Here is a 20,739-nt window from a genome sequence, read left to right as displayed (position 1 = left end):
TTGAAAAATCCTGCCGAATAATAAAAATATGGAGATTTTATTGAAACGATTTTTTATATGGTGCTTCGGGAGAGACTGTCAGATATCAGAGAGGTGATACATATGACAATACGGGAAGAACTTGAAAAAATGGAGCGGGAAACATTAAGTCCTTATGCAACGCTCAGTGTGAACACGAAAGGCAGGGAACGCGAGGAAGAACAGTGCGATGTCCGGCCTGTTTTTCAGCGAGACAGGGACAGAATCCTGCATTGTAAGGCATTCCGGCGGTTGAAGAATAAGACACAGGTTTTTCTGACACCGAAGGGAGATCACTATAGGACAAGACTTTCCCATACCTTAGAGGTATCGCAGAATGCGAGAACAATTGCAAAAGCACTGCGTCTGAATGAAGATCTGGTGGAAGCAATTGCACTGGGACACGATATGGGGCATACGCCGTTTGGCCATGCCGGAGAGTATGTGTTAAACGAAATCTGTGAAGACGGATTCCGGCACAACGAGCAGAGTGTCCGTATCGTGGAAAAACTTGAGAAAAACGGCATGGGCTTAAACCTGACATGGGAAGTGCGGGATGGCATTTTAAATCATCAGTCTAAGTCAATGCCCCATACTTTAGAGGGAAAAGTTGTCCGCTTATCAGATAAAATCGCCTATGTTTACCATGACGTGGATGATGCGATCCGTGCAGAGATTCTGACGGAGGATGATATTCCGTTAGAGATCCGGAAAACATTAGGTTTTACCACAAAACAGCGCTTAAATACACTCATACATAACGTGATCATGAACAGCATGGATCAGGATGACATCCGGATGTCAGCAGATATTCAGGAAGCCATGTTTGAGCTGCGCCATTTTATGTTCGATCATGTATACACAAATCCAATTGCCAAGGGTGAGGAAGTGAAGGCTAAGGCAATGATCCGGCAGCTCTTTGGATTCTACAAAGACCACATTGAGTTTCTGCCGGAAAAATACCTCGCCATGCTTGATGAAGGGGAAAAGACGGAGCGCGTGATCTGCGATTACATTGCGGGTATGACCGACCAGTACGCCATCACCAAATTCAGCGAATACTTCCTGCCGCAGGCCTGGCAGGTGGATGGATACTAAGCCAATATAGCCTGCGGCGTGGGAAGGTTGATGGGTATTATAGACAATTGCGAAACTCATAACGACCTAAATTGAATTGTGAGAAATTGACAAAAGACATGAAAGACATTGGGGAGCCGCCGGCACTTAGAAGGCAGATACAACGGTAAGTTGTGTCTGGCTTCTTAGTACCGTTGCGAGCGACACATAGCGAAAGCGTGTCTTGAATGTTTTTGTTAATTTTGAACAATTTAAAGAAGACTATGAGGAGTTTCGCAATTGGCTAATAGATATTAAAACGAAAGGAGGACACGCAGTATGCCATATTTTTCGGATGATATAATTGAAGAAGTGCGTTCCAGAAATGATATCGTGGATGTAATCGGACAGTATGTGCATCTGACGAAAAAGGGAAGCACCTATTTTGGACTGTGTCCTTTTCATAATGAGAAAACAGGATCGTTTTCTGTTTCTCCGAATAAACAAATGTACTACTGCTTCGGCTGTGGAGCCGGAGGGAATGTTTTCACGTTTATGATGCAGTATGAAAACTTTACCTTCGGGGAGGCAATGGAAGCCTTGGCGGACCGGGCGGGTGTTGCCCTGCCAAAGCAGGAATATTCTGCCGCACAGAAGAGAGAGGCAGATAAAAAACAGCGGCTGTTGGAGATCAACAAAGAGGCAGCCAGATATTTTTATACATTATTGCGGAATGACCGTGGAAAACATGCACTCGCTTATTTCCAGAAAAGAGAATTGTCTGAGGAGACCATGAAAAAGTTTGGTCTGGGATATTCGGATCAGTACAGTGATGACTTATACCGGTATCTCCGTTCCAAAGGGTATGAGGATGAGATCTTAAAAGAGTCGGGGCTTGTGACAATCGATGAGAGACGCGGCGGCTATGACAAATTCTGGAACCGTGCCATGTTTCCGATTATGGATGTCCACAACAAAGTCATCGGTTTCGGTGGCAGGGTGATGGGCGATGGAGAGCCGAAGTATTTAAACTCACCGGAAACCCCGATTTTTGATAAGAGCCGGAATCTGTATGGACTTAATTTTGCAAGGACAACAAAGAAACCACAGTTTTTACTGTGTGAGGGATATATGGATGTGATCGCACTGCATCAGGCAGGATTTGACAATGCGGTGGCATCGCTTGGAACTGCGCTGACGGCAGGGCATGCGAACCTGCTGAAAAGGTACACCAAGGAAGTGTATTTAACCTATGACAGTGACGGCGCAGGGGTGAAAGCAGCGCTCCGGGCAATTCCAATCTTAAAGGAAGTAGGGATTACGACAAAAGTGATCAACATGCGCCCGCACAAGGATCCCGATGAATTTATCAAGGCTCTGGGCGCAGAGGCGTATCAGGATCGTATCGATCATGCGGAGAACAGCTTTATGTTTGAGATACGCATTTTAGAACAGCAGTATGACATGAAAGATCCGGAGAGCAAGTCAGCCTTTTATCATGAAGTGGCAAAGAAATTATGCTCCTTCACGGAAAAAATCGAGCGTGATATTTACGTTCAGGCAGTCGCGGAAAAATATATGCTGCCAACGCAGGATTTACAGCGGCTTGTCGGTAAATACGGAATGCAGATGGAAGGCATCCGAAAACAACCAACCCAGTTAAAAACCGGTATCAATGAGAAAAACGCCTCCGCCAGAGGAATCAAAAAAGAAGATGGGATGAAGCAATCCCAGAAACTTCTTTTGACATGGCTCATAGAGAATACCGGATTATATCATAAGATAAAAAAATATATCGCGCCGAAGGATTTTACGGAGGAGATATATCATAAGGTAGCTGAAGTATTATTTCAGCAGTTTGAGGAGAGCGGAGAAGCAAACCCAGCGAAGATCGTCAGCATGTTTCCAGATGAGGAGGCACAGAAAGAGATTGCGGCGCTTTTCAATGCAAGAATCCATGAGATCGAGTCAAAAGAAGACCGGGAGAAGGCATTGAAAGAGACCATTATCCGCATCAAACAAAACAGTATCAAGTATCGGTCCGGGCATTTGGCACCGACAGATATGGCTGGTCTGATGCAGCTTGTAACAGATAAACGTGACCTGGAAGAATTGGAGAAATTGCATATTTCCATTGATTAGGGACAAAATAGTAGAAAACTTGAGAGGATGAAACAAAATGGCAAAAAAGACAGAAAACGAGGTAAAGGAAACCAAAAAAGAAGCAGCAGTGATGGATGAAGCTGCAAAAGAAAAGTTTCAGCAGAAGTTAAAAGATCTGTTAGCCTTGGCCAAAAAGAAAAAGAACATGTTGGAATACCAGGAGATCAGCGACTTCTTTGCGGACATGCAGTTAGAGGCAGAGCAGTTTGATAAAATTCTTGATTTTCTGGAAGCAAACAATATCGATGTACTTCGGATCACAGATGATGATTCTGATGATGAAATTTTACTCGATGTAGATGATGAAGACGAGATTGAAGTGGAAAAAATCGACCTTTCCGTGCCGGATGGCGTATCCATTGAAGATCCGGTCCGTATGTATTTGAAGGAGATCGGTAAAGTACCTCTTTTAAGTGCAGAGGAAGAAATCGAGCTGGCAAAGAACATGGAAGCCGGTGCTGTGGCAAAGGAAAAAATCGCAATCTTAAAGAGCAGAGAAGAGAAAGCAACGGAAGAAGAACTTGCAGAGATCAAAGAAGAAATTAAGAATTTGCAGAAAGATCTTGATGCAGGGGATGAGGCAAAGAAACGTCTTGCAGAAGCAAACTTACGTCTGGTTGTTTCCATTGCAAAAAGATATGTGGGACGTGGAATGCTTTTCCTTGATCTGATCCAGGAAGGTAACCTTGGTCTGATCAAAGCTGTGGAAAAATTTGACTACCGCAAGGGATATAAATTTTCTACCTATGCAACATGGTGGATTCGTCAGGCTATCACAAGAGCTATCGCAGACCAGGCGAGAACGATCCGTATTCCGGTTCATATGGTTGAGACGATCAATAAACTGATCCGTGTTTCCAGACAGTTACTTCAGGAGTTAGGACGTGAGCCAAGTCCGGAAGAGATTGCAGCAGAGATGAATATGCCGGTAGAGCGTGTGCGTGAGATCTTAAAGATTTCCCAGGAGCCGGTTTCTCTGGAAACTCCGATCGGTGAGGAGGAGGACAGCCACTTAGGTGACTTCATTCAGGATGATAATGTGCCTGTTCCGGCCGATGCAGCCGCATTTACCCTTTTGAAAGAGCAGTTGGAGGAAGTACTTGGAACACTGACCGAGAGAGAGCAGAAAGTTTTGACACTCCGTTTTGGTCTGGAGGACGGCCGTGCAAGAACACTGGAAGAAGTTGGAAAAGAGTTCAATGTAACACGTGAGCGTATCCGTCAGATCGAAGCAAAAGCGCTCCGCAAACTTCGTCATCCAAGCAGAAGCCGCAAATTAAAGGATTACTTAGAGTAAAATGGTAAAGATTTCAAATCGTTTAATGACAGCCGCAGCTCTTGTCACACAGGGATATACACTGGCAGATGTTGGAACAGATCACGGATATATTCCAATCTATCTGTTACAGCAGAAGAAAATTCCAGCTGCAATTGCCATGGATATCAATGAAGGACCGTTAGAGCGGGCAAAAGAACATATTGCTTTATATGGATTGCAGGCATACATACAGACACGTCTCTCAGACGGTGTGGCAGCTTTGAAACCCGGCGAGGTGGAAGCTGTCCTCATCGCCGGCATGGGAGGCGGACTGGTCATGCATATCTTAAAAAACGGGGAAAAAGTCTGCCAGTCTGCGAAAGAACTCATCCTGCAGCCACAGTCCGAGATAGAGAATGTCCGTGAATTTTTACGGGAAGAAGGATATGCCATTCTCGCAGAGGACATGGTGTTGGAAGATGGAAAATTCTATCCGATGATGAAAGTGCAGTATCAGGGTGAAAATGCACAGAAAGCTTCGGAAGTGTTGAAACTTTCAGACCTTTATGGTGGATTACTCCTGCAAAACCGCCATCCCGTGTTGAAAACTTTCCTTGAAAAAGAAAAGCTCATATACACAGGCATCAAGGAGAATCTTGAAAAACAGCCGGCGTCAGAAAAAATCCGGACACGGCTTGCAGAAGTGGAAGACATACTGCATTATAATGAACTTGCATTACAGTTTTATGTATAAAAATTGGAGTGTATAATGTGAATATAGAGTTTGGAAAAGAAGAATCGAGAAATCGGTTCTTTTTTCTATCTAAAAGAGAAAATATAAAATTGTTTTCATATTGAGTACAAGAATATAATGTGATAAGATATATCCATAGATATGAAATTTATATATATGAATAAAAACGAGAGGAAAATAAAATGACGATCAGCGAGAGAATATTAAAAGTATTGAAAGACAGAAATATGACACAGGCTGAATTTGCAAAACAGGTTGGGATTGCGACCAGTACCATCAGCGAATGGAAAAAAAGAAAGACAAATCCTACTGCGGATAAGATCATGGATATTTGTAATGTATTGCAGATAACACCAGAACAACTTCTTACTGGAAAAGGTATCGAGGATGAAGAAAACATTAATGTTACAAGTCGTGAGAGTTGTTTTACGCCTTATGATATTCAATTGGTTCAAGATTATCATGGACTTAAGGAAGAACAGCAGAAGCGTCTGATGGCTTATATGGAGGCTTTAAAGAAGATACAAAGTCTTGAAGAAATATAAAATGAATTTGTATATTGTGATTCGGATTTGAGGTTTTGGAACTTCAAAATAACCAGAGAGGAAATTTGATGAACGAAATTACCAATATAGTTGAGAAACCAACATTACTGAAGCAGGATATTGAACTATCAAAATTAATATATACGATTCGCGGTCGAAATTTCCGACCGCAAATATAAATCCCAAAAGCAGATATTTACCCCATGTTTTTACCGAACAGGGAATTTATATGTTGGCGACAGTGTTAAGTGGTGAAATTGCAGAAAAACAAAGTATTTTTATAATGCGTGCATTTCGCGAAATGCGGCATTTTATTTCAAGCAATGCTCTTTTGTTTGAAAGGATTAATGCTGTTGAACTGAAACAACTGGAATTACAAAAAGATGCGGAGGAAAATTTTACAAAAATATTTGAATATATATCCAATCATGAAGAGGAATGTCAGAAGATTTTTTTTTGACGGACAGATATTTGATGCTTTCAGTTTACTCACAAATATTATTACTCATGCCCAAAAGGAGATAATTCTTATTGACGGATATATTGATATTATTACTTTGAACATTTTGGCTAAGAAGAATATAGGGGTGAATGTTTATACATACACGTTGCCTAATACAAAGTTATCGGCTCAGGATATAGCAAATTTTAATGCACAGTATCCAACACTTACCGTAAAAAAAACAGCATCTTTTCATGATAGGTTTCTGATTATAGATGGTAAAGAAGGATATCATATTGGAGCTTCTCTAAAGGATGCCGGTAAGAAATGTTTTGGCATAAACAGAATAGAAGGAGTCGAGGACATTAAAGATATAATAACTAAAGCACAGCAGACAGGGAAATAAAAGGGGAGTATAATCCCCTTATTTCAAAAACATCCGCATCATCTTTTCTTTCAATCTGGTATATTTCTGATACCGGATCGGCAGATCCATCCACGTTTTCTTATCGACAATACTGCGGTAATGGCTGAAGGTTTCAAAACCAACCCTGCCGTGGTAGCTGCCCATGCCGCTCTCACCGACACCGCCGAATGGCATATCGCTCGTTGCAAGATGAATGATCGTGTCATTGATACAGCCGCCGCCAAAACGGCAGGTATCTAAGACCTTCTTCTGTGCAGCCTTGTCCTCACTGAAAAAATAAAGCGCAAGCGGATGAGGGTGGGATTCCACGGTATCAAGCGCCTCGTTTAATGTGTCGAAGGTGAGGATCGGAAGCAGAGGACCGAAGATCTCTTCGCCCATCACAGCGTCGTCCCACGTAATATTATTCAGAACGGTAGGCGCAATGCGGAGCGATTCAGGCTCTGACTGTCCTCCGTATACAAGCTTTTCCCCATTGATCAGCCCGAGAATGCGTTCAAAATGCTTTTCGTTGATGATCTTTCCATAATTCGGATTTTTCAGAGGTTCTTTCCCAAACTGCTTTTCAATCTCAGCTAAAATCGCAGTGATAAGCTCATCGCGGATGCGCTTGTCACAGAGAATATAATCCGGCGCAACACAGGTCTGTCCGCAGTTTAAATACTTGCCGAAGACAATACGCTTTGCGGCAAGCCGGATCTTAGCGGTGGAGTCAACGATACATGGGCTCTTTCCGCCAAGCTCTAATGTGACAGGAGTTAAATATTCAGCCGCATGGCGGAGTACCTCCCGTCCGACAGTCTTTCCGCCGGTGAAAAAGATCATGTCAAAACGCTGCTGTAACAATGCCTGATTTTCTGCGCGGCCGCCATCGACCACTGCAACATAATGTGCCGGAAAACATTCTTCGATCATGGTTTTCATGACATCGAACGTGCAAGGGGCGTAGGCGCTTGGTTTTACGACCGCAGTATTCCCGGCTGCTATGGCATCAATCAGCGGATCGAGTGTCAGTAACACCGGGTAATTCCATGGACTCATGATCAGCACGGTTCCGTAAGGGGAAGGGGAGCGGAAGCTCTTTGCTGCAAACTGGGCGGCCGGGGTGGAAACACGTTTGCTGCGCATAAGGCTGCGGAGATGCTTCTGCATCCAGGTAAGCTCTGACAGCGTCAGCCCGGTCTCACACATATAGCTCTCCATCCGGCTCTTTCCAAGATCCGCCTTCAATGCCGCAGCGAGGTCGGCTTCATGGCGGATCATAGCCTCTTTCAAACTTTCTAACTGTTTCAGACGGAATTCCGCCTGAATCGTTTTGCCACTGGAAAAAAAGTGGTTCTGTTGTTGTAAAATATCCTTGATCTCCTGTTCGGTCATGAGGATGCCTCCTTTTATCTTCAGGATCGATCAGACAACTACCTGTTCTGACTCAACCTGTATCCGTACATCTGATACTTATATACTATCGAAAATAACATACTTCTGCAAGTGTTTTACTTCCGGGCAGACAGGAAAAACAATTCTTGAAAAACGGCGCTTATAATGCTACAGTAATAATACTGATGATCTGCAGCAGAGGTCATGGCGCAGGTCAGTTTGATAATAATGTGACTGCCGGATACGAAGGGCAGATTGCGGAAAGGCATGGAAAATGAAATGAACGATTATAAAATAGGCACAAAATGTGTACAGGCAGGATATACCCCGGAGAATGGACAGCCGCGGCAGATTCCGATCATCCAGTCTACCACTTTCAAATACAGCACCAGTGAGGACATGGGAAAACTGTTTGATCTTGAGGCATCCGGATATTTCTATACACGGCTGCAGAATCCGACGAATGATCATGTCGCAGCCAAGATCGCAGCAATGGAAGGCGGCACAGCCGCAATGCTGACCTCAAGCGGACAGGCAGCGAACTTTTTTGCCATATTCAACATATGTGAGAGTGGAGACCATATCGTGGCATCATCCTCGATCTACGGCGGAACCTTCAACCTCATTGCAGTTACGCTTGCCAAAATGGGGATCACGGCAACCTTCGTGTCTCCTGACGCATCGGAGGAGGAGTTAAACGCTGCGTTCCGTCCGAACACAAAGCTGATGTTTGGCGAGACAATCGCCAATCCGGCATTGACCGTATTAGATATTGAGCTCTTTGCAAAAACAGCACATGCGCACGGCGTACCTCTTATCATAGACAACACATTTCCAACTCCGGTCAACTGCAGACCATTTGAGTGGGGCGCGGATATTGTGACACACTCCACCACCAAATACATGGATGGACATGGTGCGGCAGTGGGCGGTGCGATCGTTGACAGCGGAAAATTCGACTGGATGGCACACGCAGACAAATATCCGGGACTTTGTACACCGGATGAGAGTTACCATGGCGTGACCTATGCAGAAAAATTTGGCAATGAGGGCGCATTCATCACAAAATGTACAACACAGCTTATGCGTGATCTCGGATGCATCCAGTCGCCACAGAACGCATTCCTGTTAAACCTTGGACTGGAGTCGCTGCACGTGCGTATGCCTAAGCATGTGGAAAACGGACAGGCAGTTGCAGAATTTCTGGAAAAACATCCAAAGGTAGCCTATGTGAACTATCCGGGTCTGCCTTCCAGCAAATACTATGAACGTGCCAGAAAATACCTGCCACATGGCGGATGCGGTGTCGTTTCATTCGGATTAAAGGGCGGCAGGGAGGCTGCGTCTGCTTTTATGCAGAACTTAAAGCTTGGAGCGATCGAGACACATGTGGCAGATGCAAGAACCTGCTGTCTGAATCCGGCGACCTCCACGCACAGACAGATGACAGATGAACAGCTGAAAGAGGCAGGTGTTCCGGCAGAGCTGATCCGGATAAGTCTCGGTTTAGAGGATAAGGAAGATCTGATCGCAGATATTTCGAATGCGTTGGATGCGATCAGGGACTAATATGCAGAAAAAAGAAAGTGCAGAGAGAAAAATGAGTAAGATAAAAACAAAAAAAGTGCTGACACCGGAGCAGAAGAAAAAGCGCATCCGCAACATCATCATTGTCGCAGTGATCCTTGTGGCAGCATCCGTTGCAACTTACTGGATGCAGCCGCAGAACAAAGCGCTGGCAGAGAGTGAAGTGTTCAGCGAAGAGGAAGTGAAGGCACAGGCGGAAAAAATCATAGGGCTTTTAAATGCAGAGGATTTTGACAGCCTGCAAAGCCTTGTTGTCCCGGACATGCAGGAGATCATGAACAAAGAGCGCATGGACGAGGGCAAGGCGCGGATCTCGGAAGACTGGGGAGATTTTGTTTCCATTGAAACAATGCAGGATGCGGAGATCATACAGAGAGGTGCGCATATCGCAGCCGTTTACGTGACCGCAGAATATGAAAACATCGAGGTGCATTACACACTGGCGTTCAACGAGGACATGAAACTGGCGTCCTTTGGGATCCAATAGCGGATCATTCCTGCGGAAACATATAGGAAAAATAAACATCCTTAAAATTAGCGTAATTGTCTCTTGAAATCGGAATCTGTGCGCCGGATTTTGTGAAGAGAGAGGTTTTACCGAACTTTTCCACGCAGCTTAACGCTGCAATATAGCTGCGGTGGCATTTATAAAACCCTTTTTCCACTGTGAAAATTGTTTCACACTGGTGAAAGGGTTCTTTTATGGAGATCACCGAGCCGTCTTTCAATGTGACTAACACATTCTTATTCTGCGCTTCCAGATATTCGACATCCTGAAAATAAATCGACTGGTAGCCGGAATCTGTTCTTGCCGCGAAATGAGCCATGGAAGCCTTGTGGACTTCGTACCAGCTGTCAAGGACCGCATGGAAACGCACTTCGTCAAGAGGTTTCAACAGATACCAGAAAGTGCGGACTTCATAAGATTCCAGCGCAAATTCCGGTGAGGAAGTCAGAAAAATGATCGGAACGTGCGGGTCATGCTGGCGCAGTTCGCGTGCGGTATCCATGCCGCTCAAAAGGGGCATGATCATATCAAGCAGGATCAGATCCATACCATAAGCCCTGTGTGCGGAGATCAGTTCGTCACCGTTTGTGAACCGGTAGAGCTGCAGTGTCAGCTGATGCGCCCGGCACCAGGAAGAAAGACTTTCCGAAAGTATATCTAAAAATTCAGTTTCATCATCACAAATCGCAATCTTTACCATAATAAATTTCCTCGCTTAAAGAATAATGCGGACTACAAAGTCCTCACCTTCCATGTAAAACTGGTACTGTCCGTGTTCCTTCTCTACATAATAAATGACGCTTTGGACACCGATACCGTGATTCTTTGCCGTTGTAACCGGGATGCCGTTTGAAAAAACAGGTGTCTCTGAAGCCGGATTCTTCTGCAGGATCAGAAGGTGGTTTCCCTTTTCAAAAATGCTCAGATGCACGATACGTTTTTCCTCAGGGAGCTTCGTGACCGCATGCATGGCATTTTCCAGAAGATTGGAAAGAATCGCACAGAAAGTCATCTCAGAGCAGCAGAGTGTCTGCGAAGTCTGGATCTGTACGTCAAAAACGATCTGATTTTCCGCAAACCGTGTCTGGTAAATGGAAAGAACCGAATTCAGCAGCTCATTTCTGCAGAAAGAGTGGATGACAGTGTCGTCATATTGCTTATTGATCTCCTGAATATAATCAAGCGCGCGCTCCGGTTCCTGCTGGGAGATAAAAGTCTGGATGGCGGCAAGATGATGGCGCATGTCGTGCCGCAGGATCTTCATGCGGTGTTCGCTGCTGCGGACCTGCTCGATCTCCGAGTGCAGGGAGTTCAACTGCATATTGGTAAGCTGACCATATTGTTCAGCGCTGTTTTTCAACTCATATTCCTGAAAATAGACGAACAGGAAAATGACATAGGAAATACACATGGCAAATGCGAGAAATTCCACGACTACCTTATTTCCGGAGTAGAGAAGCATGGAGAACTTTGTGGTAGAGTAATCAAACACATAATAGACAAATGGCATTGCCCCGAGGATATACAGCTCCCGGTCAGATTTTGCAAAAAGCAGTGCGGTAGTCTGGCACAGATACCGGCTTAAGAAAGCGAAAACGGTAACAGTCACGATAATCCTTACCAGATAATAAACCCAGTCCAATCCGCTCAGGGATAAGGCAAAAATACCTGCCCAGTTGCTGAACTGGCAACACAGATAGGCGGTCATAATAGAGATTATGGAAGGCAGCCAGCGGAAACGGTAATAAAACACCAGCAACAGAAAAAGCGGCAGATGCACGAAAATCGGGTAGACGGCTTCCGTGAACAACGAACCGAATAGCGTATTGCAGATCAGAAAGAAAAGTCCGGATACTGCTCCACCGCCAAGAAGAATGCAGACATTTTTCTTATTCTGTTTTACCCCGAGAAAAAAGGCGGACAGAAAAATGCCAAACAGCATTGTCGTTAAGTGGTGTGTATAAGTTAAAATCTGAAGCAGCATGTGGCAGTCCTCCTTGTTTCACAGTTATGATACATCCATTATAAAAAATTCGGAAAACCAAAGCAAGCCTGCATCTTACAATTCACGCCATATAATTACAACTCACGCCGAAATCCGGGTTTTGGATGAACGCTGTGATAAAATGAAAAAAAATGGTAATGCGACATATTGTGAAAAAATAAACAAATGCAGGAGGAACACTTATGAAAACAAAAATATTGAGAAAAAAACTGATTGTGTTTTTACTTAGTTGCATGATGGTTGTCGGATTTATTCCTGTTACATCATTGGCGGCAGATCAGGAAACAGTAACAATTACAATTCCAAGTACAATGCATGTTCAGTCAGGTAAGTTGACTGTCGCAAAGGGTGAAAAGATGGAAGATGTTATTCTGACAATAGATGAAGATTATCATGAAAATAGAGAAATTACAGCAAAAATCAATCAGAATTGGGGAACGTATGGAATTAGTCTTAATATGGATCCACATTATCCACCAAAATTTAAAATTTCTGGTTGGCCAAAATGTGATATTGACTTAAGCGAATGGGCAATTAAGAAGAAACCACAACCGATTATCCATACAGTGTCTGGCAATGAACCAAGATCAGAAGGTGGAAAAGGATATATTGTAGCTATTGAAAATAATATGGAGTATCGTTTGAAAGGAACCGAAACATGGACAACTAGTAAGGGGGATGATACGAATCACTATAGCGAAGAGGTTGAAGCAGGGCAAACCTATGAAGTGCGTTATAAGACCAACTGGACACAGCTTCCTTCTGAAATAATGGAAGTATATGTGCCGAGATATGGTCAGACCGTAAGGGCGTATGGTTTTTTAAAGACAGAATCCTATCTGTATGATGGAACTGCACATACTTGTGAAGCAAATGAAGACTATACAATTGTTGGTGGTATTACTACAGCAATTGATGCAGGGACTTATGAGATATCTGTTATACCAGCAGGAGATAAAACATGGAGAGATGGAACTAGAGGTGCCAAAACACCAACGTGGGAAATTAAAAAAGCTAATCAGGATAAACCTTCTGCCTTTATTTGCGATAAAACCGTCTTCACTTGGAGCAGCAGATGGTAAGATTGTAGGCGTAAGTGAAGCGATGGAATATTGTAAATCCGGGGATGATTCATGGATTTCCTGTACCGGAACAGAGATTATAGGATTGATAGCAGGAGAATATGATGTAAGATTAAAAGAAGATACAAATCATAATGCAAGTAGTATTGCTGCGATAACTGTTCCTGATGGTGATACTTCGGTATCTAATCCAACACCAACACCAACACCGACTCCAAATCCTACACCGGAAACAACAACCCCAACCCCAACACCGGCTCCAAATCCTACACCGGAAGCAACAACCACGACACCGGATTCAGCACCGACGACATCAACACCGGCTGCATCAACCACAACAGCACCGGCACAGGTAACATATGATATTTTAGATGGAGCGGGCAGCTCATGGACACAGAATACAGATGGAAGCCTTGCAATCAGAGGAAGTGGTGAGATTTCAAAATTCCGTGAGGTCAAGGTGGACGGAGTTACGGTTGATCCGGTCAACTATACGGTCACAGAAGGATCTACCATCATTACCTTCAAACCGGAATACCTCAAGAGTCTGTCAGCAGGAAATCATTCCTTTGAACTTGTCTGGACAGACGGAACAGCGGCAACAAACTTTACGGTAGCCGAAAACGCTGACCAAAGTGCAAAATCTCCAAAGACAGGCGAAGATTTCAGCATGGCTCTTTGTACAGCACTTCTGATGGTTTCATGTGTGGGACTTGCAGGAATGTTTATAAGAAGAAAAAAGAGCAGCTTAAGATAAGCATTTGATATTAGACCTGTGGATGGAATGCCACATGAAATCTTGGATTTTGTAATTACAGCAGGAGAGTACACATGATAAGAAAAAAGAGAATGGGCAAAGGAATTGCAAAAATACTTTCTGGTTTACTGGTATTCGGAATGGTGGCAGGACTTGTACCGGCAGTACCGGGTGGAACAGTGCATGCGAAGGCTGAAGGGGAAAGTGAGCAGAACGTGACAGCTGCGGAGAATCCTGAGCATAAGCATTGCGTATGCGGCACAAATGATCTGGAAGCTGGTGATCATACCACGCATAGTGAAATTGAATGGAAAGGACTTTCTGATCTTAGTAAGATACAAGGAAGTGGCTATTACTATCTGGAGAAAGATGTGACAATCTATAGTGCATGGAATTGCCAAAATGACGTAACATTATGCCTGAATGGACACAGCATTACTTGTAATGCCAGTGAAGATGTTATTGTCATAGATTATGGCAAAACGTTTACTCTTACAGATTGTCAGAAAACTGCCGGAAAAATTACTCATGGCGTGAGTAAAACAGGCAGAGGTATATTTAATTATTGTGGAACCTTTCAAATGTATGAGGGAACAATCTCTGGGAATACTTATATGTACGGCGGAGGTGTTAATAGTACTTGGGGTAAATTCAACATGTACGGTGGCACAATTACTGGTAATATAGGATCCACTGCAGATTATTGCTACAATTGTGGTGGCGGAGGTGTGTATAATAATGGTAGCGAATTCAACATGTATGGTGGAGTTATTTCTGGCAACAATTCCGAAGATTGTGGTGGTGGAGTTTTTTGCCATAATGGTGGCAGTTTTAATATGTTCGGAGGTAAAATAACCGATAATAAAGCAAATACGCATGGTGGAGGCGTATATTTTGCATCGACAAAATCTTTTAATATGAAAGGTACGGTAAATATTACTAAAAATAAAGTTGGAGAAATAGATAATAATCTGTATCTTGAGAAAGACAAAACAGTGTCCGCAAGTGGACTGACAAGCGAAGCTAGGATAGGCGTGACTACAGCGATTGCACCAACAGATACTTCTGCGGTTCCGATTACAAGTGATTCCGTAAGTGTAAACTGTTTTTCTTCTGATAATAGTGATTACGAAACAGCTATTGATGAAAATAGCAAAGTTGTATTGAAAAAAAAGGCAGCAGCAACTTATACAATTCAAGCTACAGTATCAGGAGGAAACGGAACAATTTCACCAAGCGGTTCAGTAAGTGTTAACAAGGATAAGGATAAGGAATTCACAATTACACCAAATAAAGGATACGTGATAGCTTCTTTAAAAGTGGACGGCACAGAAGTAGAAAATCCTTCCAATACCTATACTTTTACCAATGTAACAAATAATCACACAATAGTAGTTTCCTTCAAAGCAAAGGATGTTGTGCCACCGGTTGTTGAAAAACCGAAGATCATAACCCAACCACAGCCTGCATCCGTGAAAGCCGGGGAAACGGCAACGTTTACAGTAAATGCAACAGGTACAGATTTAAAGTATCAGTGGCAGGTTAATAAAAATGATAATGCAGGATTTGTTAATATTGATGGAGCAACTAGTGAAAGTTACAAGTTTAATGTAGCTAGTGCAGAATTTAATGGATATCAATATCAGTGTGTGGTAAGCAATCAAAGCGGTTCAGATACATCAGATCCAGTTACACTGACTGTGACAGAGAATAGCACCCCAGAACCGAATCCAAATCCGACACCGGAAGCAACAACACCAACACCGGATCCGGCACCGGCGACATCAACACCGGCTGCATTAACTACAACAACACCGGCAGCTGCGGCACCGGCTCAGGTAACGTATGATATTTTAGATGGAGCGGGCAGCTCATGGACACAGAATACAGATGGAAGCCTTGCAATCAGAGGAAGCGGTGAGATTTCAAAATTCCGCGAGGTCAAGGTGGACGGAGTAACGGTTGATCCGGTCAACTATACGGTCACAGAAGGATCTACCATCATTACCTTCAAACCGGAATACCTTAAGAGCCTGTCAGCAGGAAATTATTCTTTTGAACTTGTCTGGACAGATGGAACAGCGTCAACAAACTTTACGGTAGCCGAAAACACTGACCAGAGTGCAAAATCTCCAAAGACAGGCGAAGATTTCAGCATGGCACTTTGTACAGCACTTCTGATGGTTTCATGCGCAGGACTTGCAGGAATGTTTGTAAGAAGAAAAAAGAGCAGCTTAAGATAAGCATTTGATATTAGACCTGTGGATGGAATGCCACATGGAATCTTGGATTTTGTAACTACAGCAGGAGGAGAGTACACGTGATAAGAAGAAAGAGAATGGGCAAAGGCATTGCAAAAATACTTTCCGGTTTACTGGTGTTCGGAATGGTGGCAGGACTTGTTCCGGCAATACCGGGCGGAACAGTGCATGCGAAGGCTGCGGATGTAAGTGAGCCGGGTGTGGCAGTATATGCGACAAAAGAGCAGTTAATGACAGCGTTTACGCCGGATGAAAATGGAACGAATGCAAATGTAGGAAAACTTTTATTTGGTAAAAATGCGTCTGGTACAGCACAGGGCTGGTATATCTTAGGAAAAGACAATGGCGTACAGGGAGATAATACTATTATTTTTGCAGCAAGCCCGATAGCAACAGGAATAAATTTTAGTGAGAATCCTGATAAAGAAAAGAATTATCAGAATGAAATTGTCTATTCAAATCATTATGGGGCAAGCAACTTGAGAAATGAATTGCAGAAGATGACAATCGACACAGGTTATTTCTCAGATGCAGAGAAAGCACTTATGCAGGAAACGGAAATTAAAACATGGGATTCCAAAAATGATACGACATATACAAATTCTGATAAATTATATGCATTAAATAGTAATTACAGTGACAATAAATATGTATTGGCAGGAAGTGCAGACCAAATTAAAATATCAATAAAAAAATATTGTTCAAATGTAAAGAGTATGTGGTTGCGTACACCTTTCCGTACTTCATATTGTCATGTAAATGTAGCAGAAGAGAGTCGAAGTTATACTGGTTTTGCAGGAATTAATGTCACTGATAAAAATCAGGAAGTAAGACCAGCCGCTAATCTGGACTTGTCAAATGTCCTTTTTGCATCGGCAGTAAACTATAATAGTAGTGGCACAACCCAGTATGAGGGGATGGTTCTTCGCTTGGACGGTAAAGACAGGAACATAGGTACTGTAACATACGATGCTAAAACCCAAAAAGTTAATGTTAACAGAGGAACTACACAGGATGATGTGTATATTATAATTCAATATAAGACTGATGAGGTGGAAGGTTGTTTTATTGAAAAAATTGACAAAAACATTGAATTTGATGGAACATATTTTGGCATTGCTGACTTATCCAAATGCAAAATCTGGCTTGAGACGATAGCTTCAGATGGAATGATTTATGCAGTTAAGGAGACAGGAGATACAGCCCAGAATCCGGAGCCAACACCGAATCCAGAGCCAAATCCGGAACCAACCCCGGCTCCAAATCCGACACCGGAAGCAACAACCCCGACACCGGATCCGACACCGGCGACGACAACACCGGCAGCATCAACCGCAACAGCACCGGCAGCTTCGGCAGCTGCGGCACCGGTTCAGGTAATGTATGATATTTTAGATGGAGCGGGCAGTTCATGGACACAAAATACAGATGGAAGCCTTGCAATCAGAGGAAGCGGTGAGATTTCAAAATTCCGTGAGGTCAAGGTGGATGGAGTTACGGTTGATCCGGTCAACTATACGGTCACAGAAGGATCTACCATCATTACCTTCAAACCGGAATACCTTAAGAGTCTGTCAGCAGGAAACCATTCCTTTGAACTTGTCTGGACAGATGGAACGGCGGCAACAAACTTTACGGTAGCCGAAAACACTGACCAGAGTGTAAAATCTCCAAAGACAGGCGAAGATTTCAGCATGGCACTTTGCACAGCACTTCTGATGGTTTCATGCGCAGGACTTGCAGGAATTTTTGCGAAAAGAAAAAGAAACCTTGTCAGATAAGGCATTGCATAAATAATTTTTAAAATGAAAAAATAAGCTGATTACAGAGATAAAAGTGGGCAGGAAATTTACAAAAAATTCTATTTTTATCAAAAAAATGAATAATAGAAAGAGGAGATTCAAATGAAGAAAAAGTTATTAACAGCATTACTTGTTGGAGCAATGGCTCTTAATATTACAGCATGTGGTGGTTCATCAGATGCAGCAGCACCAGCTGACAATGACCAGCAGACAACTACAACAGACACAGCAGCTGATGATGCAGCAGATACAGAAGAGGATGCAGTGGATGTGGAAGATGCAGCAGAAGCAGCAGACACAACAGAGGAAGAAGGCTTTTCCCTTCTTGATGTAACAGCAGATCTTGTTGATGCAGCATTATATGCAGTGGATGATGATAATACAGAGTATGTGATCACACTCTTTAGAGATCCGGATGGATATAGCTATGTTTCATTAATGATCGTTCCACAGGATGGACAGGGAGATGTCCTTTGTGGAGCATATGATGATTCTAATGTAACAAATGTTACAGATGAAGATAACATTGACTGGACTGAGATCAGCACAACAGATGTTTATACAGGTGATGATTTCTCAGCAGTATTTGTAGAAGCAGACGACGGTTCCGTTGCAATTGCAAATTCAGATTTTTCCCTTGTTATGGAAGGTCAGTATCTGACAGCTGATGAAGCAATCGATTATATGGGAGCAGCAGCTAACTACATCAACTAGTTTTTTTCAGATATGCGGAGTAATGGAAGAACGGCTGCTTCGCATATCTTTACATAATGTAATTCAAAAATCCTGCACACTTTTATCTCTGTAATCAGCACTCATTTATATAGAAGCTGTAAAATTCACATTGAGTTTTACAGCTTTTTGCGTATAATGAAAATATCAGATTACGGATGATCGGAGGTACAATATGACTGGAAAAAAGAATGTTTCACTTCCCTGTGCCGTTGGAAGCACATCATACATTGATACGGTAAAAAACAGCTATTATGTAGATAAAACTCTTTTGATCAGGGATTTAATAGATGATCATGCAGCTGTCACATTGTTTACCAGACCAAGAAGATTTGGAAAAACATTGGCAGTTGATATGCTGAAGGTCTTTTTTGAAAAAACGGATGAGGACAATTCTGTATATTTTCGGGATAAAAAGATATGGGATTGCGGTGAGTTTTATCGAAAACAGCAGGGAGCATATCCGGTTATATATATCACGTTCAAAGATGTAAAATTCGATAACTGGAAAGATTCTCTGGAAGCTATAAGACTCGTGATACGGGATGAATATATGCGCCATGCTGAAATTCTCTCATGGGATGGATTAGATGTAGTTGAGAAGGATTATCTCGACAGGATGCAGAAAGGAACTTTGAGCAATGTTGAATATACAAGGGCGTTGCTTAATTTAAGCCGGATGCTGGAAAAATATCACAACAAAAAGATTGTGGTTTTGATTGATGAATATGATACACCTATCCAGCAGGGACACTCAAAAGGGTTTTATAATGAAGTGATCACTTTTATGAGAAATTTTATGTCGGGCGGATTGAAGGATAATCTGGCACTGGCATTTGGAGTCCTTACAGGCATACTGCGTGTTTCAAAAGAGAATCTGTTCAGTGGATTGAATAATCTGGTTGTAAATTCTGTTTTGGATGAAAAATACAGTGAGTATTTTGGGTTTACATCAGACGAAGTAACAACTATGGCTGCTTACTATGGACGCGAGGATAAATTGAATGAATTGCAGGAGTGGTATGACGGATATTTGTTTGGAAATCGTGAAATATATAATCCGTGGTCAGTAGCAAATTATTTTAATAATGAGTGTAAACCGAGGCCTTTTTGGACGAACACCAGTGATAATGAGATCATTCGTGAGATCATGAGAACATTGACACCGGAAATTGCGGATGACCTGATCTTATTGATGCAGGGGAAACATGTGCAGACTTCATTGAATATGGATGTCATTTACCCAAGAATAACGGATGGCGCAGATAGCATATTTAGCTTTTTGCTCATGGCGGGATATTTGAAGCCGGTAAAGGAAGCAATAGAAACTGAAATAGGCACATTTATGGAATTAGCGCTTCCAAACAAAGAAATCAGAAGAGTCTACAATTCAGAAATCTTGTTCTGGCTTAAAAATACTTTGGATGGAAATGTAATGGCAGATTTGGAGAAGGCATTATATCTGAATGATGGAGACAGATTAAAAGCTACACTTAGAAAGTATATGCTGACATGTGTAAGCTGTTTTGATGGTGCATCAGAAGGGTTTTATCATGGAATGATGTTAGGATTGTCAGCAGGAGCGTCTGATCGATATTATATTAGATCAAACCGTGAATCAGGGGATGGACGGTTTGATTTGACACTGGAGCCGAAAACAGCATCAATGCCGGCAATTATAATGGAATTTAAGGCAGTGAAGGAAGAAAAAATGCTTACATCGTCGGCATGCGAGGCATTAAAGCAGATAGAAGATAAACATTACGATACCGATCTGAAAGACAGAGGCATAAAAGAGATATCAAAATATGGAATAGCTTTTTGCGGCAAAAAGGTTGAGATAGCGATGTAAAGCATTACAGCTGTAGTCCACGTGGGGGACTTAATGATTTCCACGTCGTTATGGGTATCTTAACTGAATACCGAGGCTGACAACCAGCAGAAAAACTCTTTTTTATAAAGAAA

General features: G+C 42.7%; 19 protein-coding genes. 16 read left to right on the top strand and 3 right to left on the bottom strand.

The features are described from left to right. Positions 1 to 102 precede the first annotated feature (102 nt). The 7 genes from ROSEINA2194_RS14910 to ROSEINA2194_RS19870 all read left to right on the top strand — a co-directional run bounded on the left by ROSEINA2194_RS14910 (position 103) and on the right by ROSEINA2194_RS19870 (position 6,642). On the top strand, positions 103 to 1,116 hold the full coding sequence (locus ROSEINA2194_RS14910; RefSeq protein ID WP_044928382.1) for a deoxyguanosinetriphosphate triphosphohydrolase: 1,014 nt from the start codon (positions 103 to 105) through the stop codon (positions 1,114 to 1,116). A 297-nt stretch (positions 1,117 to 1,413) separates the two neighbouring features. Further along, complete coding sequence (dnaG, locus tag ROSEINA2194_RS14905; RefSeq protein ID WP_007889244.1) at positions 1,414 to 3,216, top strand: DNA primase; 1,803 nt, start codon at positions 1,414 to 1,416, stop codon at positions 3,214 to 3,216. Between the two features lie 37 nt (positions 3,217 to 3,253). Beyond that, entirely contained in the window at positions 3,254 to 4,534 is a 1,281-nt protein-coding gene (rpoD, locus tag ROSEINA2194_RS14900) for an RNA polymerase sigma factor RpoD (protein ID WP_007889243.1), read from the top strand. Between the two features lies 1 nt (position 4,535). After that, complete coding sequence (locus ROSEINA2194_RS14895) at positions 4,536 to 5,249, top strand: tRNA (adenine(22)-N(1))-methyltransferase (protein ID WP_007889242.1); 714 nt, start codon at positions 4,536 to 4,538, stop codon at positions 5,247 to 5,249. A 182-nt stretch (positions 5,250 to 5,431) separates the two neighbouring features. Then, on the top strand, positions 5,432 to 5,794 hold the full coding sequence (locus tag ROSEINA2194_RS14890) for a helix-turn-helix domain-containing protein (RefSeq protein ID WP_007889241.1): 363 nt from the start codon (positions 5,432 to 5,434) through the stop codon (positions 5,792 to 5,794). Positions 5,795 to 6,023: 229 nt separating this feature from the next. Next, the gene (locus tag ROSEINA2194_RS22240) at positions 6,024 to 6,254 is read left to right on the top strand and encodes a hypothetical protein (protein WP_007889240.1); all 231 of its coding nucleotides are present in this window, start codon (positions 6,024 to 6,026) and stop codon (positions 6,252 to 6,254) included. Then, positions 6,223 to 6,642 (top strand): hypothetical protein, encoded by a 420-nt coding sequence (locus ROSEINA2194_RS19870; RefSeq protein WP_007889237.1) that lies wholly within the window; start codon positions 6,223 to 6,225, stop codon positions 6,640 to 6,642. The genes ROSEINA2194_RS22240 and ROSEINA2194_RS19870 overlap by 32 nt, the downstream gene beginning before the upstream one ends. Positions 6,643 to 6,660: 18 nt before the next feature. Here the strand turns inward: ROSEINA2194_RS19870 and ROSEINA2194_RS14880 are convergent, their stop codons facing one another. Then, positions 6,661 to 8,040 carry an aldehyde dehydrogenase gene (locus ROSEINA2194_RS14880; protein ID WP_007889235.1) on the bottom strand — a complete coding sequence of 460 codons (1,380 nt, stop codon included), beginning with the start codon at positions 8,038 to 8,040 and terminating at the stop codon, positions 6,661 to 6,663. A gap of 146 nt (positions 8,041 to 8,186) precedes the next feature. Between ROSEINA2194_RS14880 and ROSEINA2194_RS22550 the strand changes: the two genes are divergently transcribed. Genes ROSEINA2194_RS22550 through ROSEINA2194_RS14870 form a run of 3 tightly spaced genes read left to right on the top strand, consistent with a single transcriptional unit; the run spans position 8,187 to position 10,114 of the window. Then, the gene (locus ROSEINA2194_RS22550) at positions 8,187 to 8,318 is read left to right on the top strand and encodes a hypothetical protein (protein WP_007889231.1); all 132 of its coding nucleotides are present in this window, start codon (positions 8,187 to 8,189) and stop codon (positions 8,316 to 8,318) included. A 1-nt stretch (position 8,319) separates the two neighbouring features. After that, a complete protein-coding gene (locus ROSEINA2194_RS14875) occupies positions 8,320 to 9,609 on the top strand; it encodes an O-acetylhomoserine aminocarboxypropyltransferase/cysteine synthase family protein (RefSeq protein ID WP_044928379.1) in 1,290 nt (429 codons plus the stop codon). A gap of 1 nt (position 9,610) precedes the next feature. Beyond that, the gene (locus ROSEINA2194_RS14870) at positions 9,611 to 10,114 is read left to right on the top strand and encodes a DUF3887 domain-containing protein (RefSeq protein WP_007889226.1); all 504 of its coding nucleotides are present in this window, start codon (positions 9,611 to 9,613) and stop codon (positions 10,112 to 10,114) included. A gap of 4 nt (positions 10,115 to 10,118) precedes the next feature. On the opposite strand, the gene ROSEINA2194_RS14865 is transcribed toward ROSEINA2194_RS14870, so the two are convergent. Both ROSEINA2194_RS14865 and ROSEINA2194_RS14860 read right to left on the bottom strand, forming a co-directional pair. Further along, on the bottom strand, positions 10,119 to 10,835 hold the full coding sequence (locus ROSEINA2194_RS14865; protein WP_007889225.1) for a LytR/AlgR family response regulator transcription factor: 717 nt from the start codon (positions 10,833 to 10,835) through the stop codon (positions 10,119 to 10,121). A gap of 15 nt (positions 10,836 to 10,850) precedes the next feature. Then, positions 10,851 to 12,119 (bottom strand): sensor histidine kinase, encoded by a 1,269-nt coding sequence (locus ROSEINA2194_RS14860; RefSeq protein WP_044928366.1) that lies wholly within the window; start codon positions 12,117 to 12,119, stop codon positions 10,851 to 10,853. Between the two features lie 203 nt (positions 12,120 to 12,322). Here ROSEINA2194_RS14860 and ROSEINA2194_RS14855 point away from each other — a divergent pair, with 203 nt between their 5' ends. The 6 genes from ROSEINA2194_RS14855 to ROSEINA2194_RS14830 all read left to right on the top strand — a co-directional run bounded on the left by ROSEINA2194_RS14855 (position 12,323) and on the right by ROSEINA2194_RS14830 (position 20,626). Further along, entirely contained in the window at positions 12,323 to 13,222 is a 900-nt protein-coding gene (locus tag ROSEINA2194_RS14855) for a hypothetical protein (RefSeq protein ID WP_007889220.1), read from the top strand. A gap of 22 nt (positions 13,223 to 13,244) precedes the next feature. Continuing rightward, positions 13,245 to 13,979 carry a hypothetical protein gene (locus ROSEINA2194_RS21540; RefSeq protein ID WP_007889212.1) on the top strand — a complete coding sequence of 245 codons (735 nt, stop codon included), beginning with the start codon at positions 13,245 to 13,247 and terminating at the stop codon, positions 13,977 to 13,979. A gap of 74 nt (positions 13,980 to 14,053) precedes the next feature. Then, entirely contained in the window at positions 14,054 to 16,222 is a 2,169-nt protein-coding gene (locus tag ROSEINA2194_RS14845; RefSeq protein WP_007889210.1) for a DUF8696 domain-containing protein, read from the top strand. 77 nt (positions 16,223 to 16,299) lie between these two features. Further along, positions 16,300 to 18,021: a DUF6273 domain-containing protein gene (locus ROSEINA2194_RS21535; RefSeq protein ID WP_217284423.1), complete on the top strand. Its 1,722-nt coding sequence runs from the start codon at positions 16,300 to 16,302 to the stop codon at positions 18,019 to 18,021. 123 nt (positions 18,022 to 18,144) lie between these two features. Next, positions 18,145 to 18,756: a hypothetical protein gene (locus ROSEINA2194_RS14835; RefSeq protein WP_007889208.1), complete on the top strand. Its 612-nt coding sequence runs from the start codon at positions 18,145 to 18,147 to the stop codon at positions 18,754 to 18,756. 193 nt (positions 18,757 to 18,949) lie between these two features. After that, positions 18,950 to 20,626 carry an AAA family ATPase gene (locus ROSEINA2194_RS14830; protein WP_007889204.1) on the top strand — a complete coding sequence of 559 codons (1,677 nt, stop codon included), beginning with the start codon at positions 18,950 to 18,952 and terminating at the stop codon, positions 20,624 to 20,626. The last annotated feature ends 113 nt before the right edge of the window (positions 20,627 to 20,739 follow it).

The sequence above is a fragment of the Roseburia inulinivorans DSM 16841 genome (genome assembly GCF_000174195.1).
In the GTDB taxonomy this organism is placed as follows: domain Bacteria; phylum Bacillota; class Clostridia; order Lachnospirales; family Lachnospiraceae; genus Roseburia; species Roseburia inulinivorans.
Note: the sequence above shows the minus strand (reverse complement) of the source record. Positions and strands in the feature narration are given on the sequence as shown.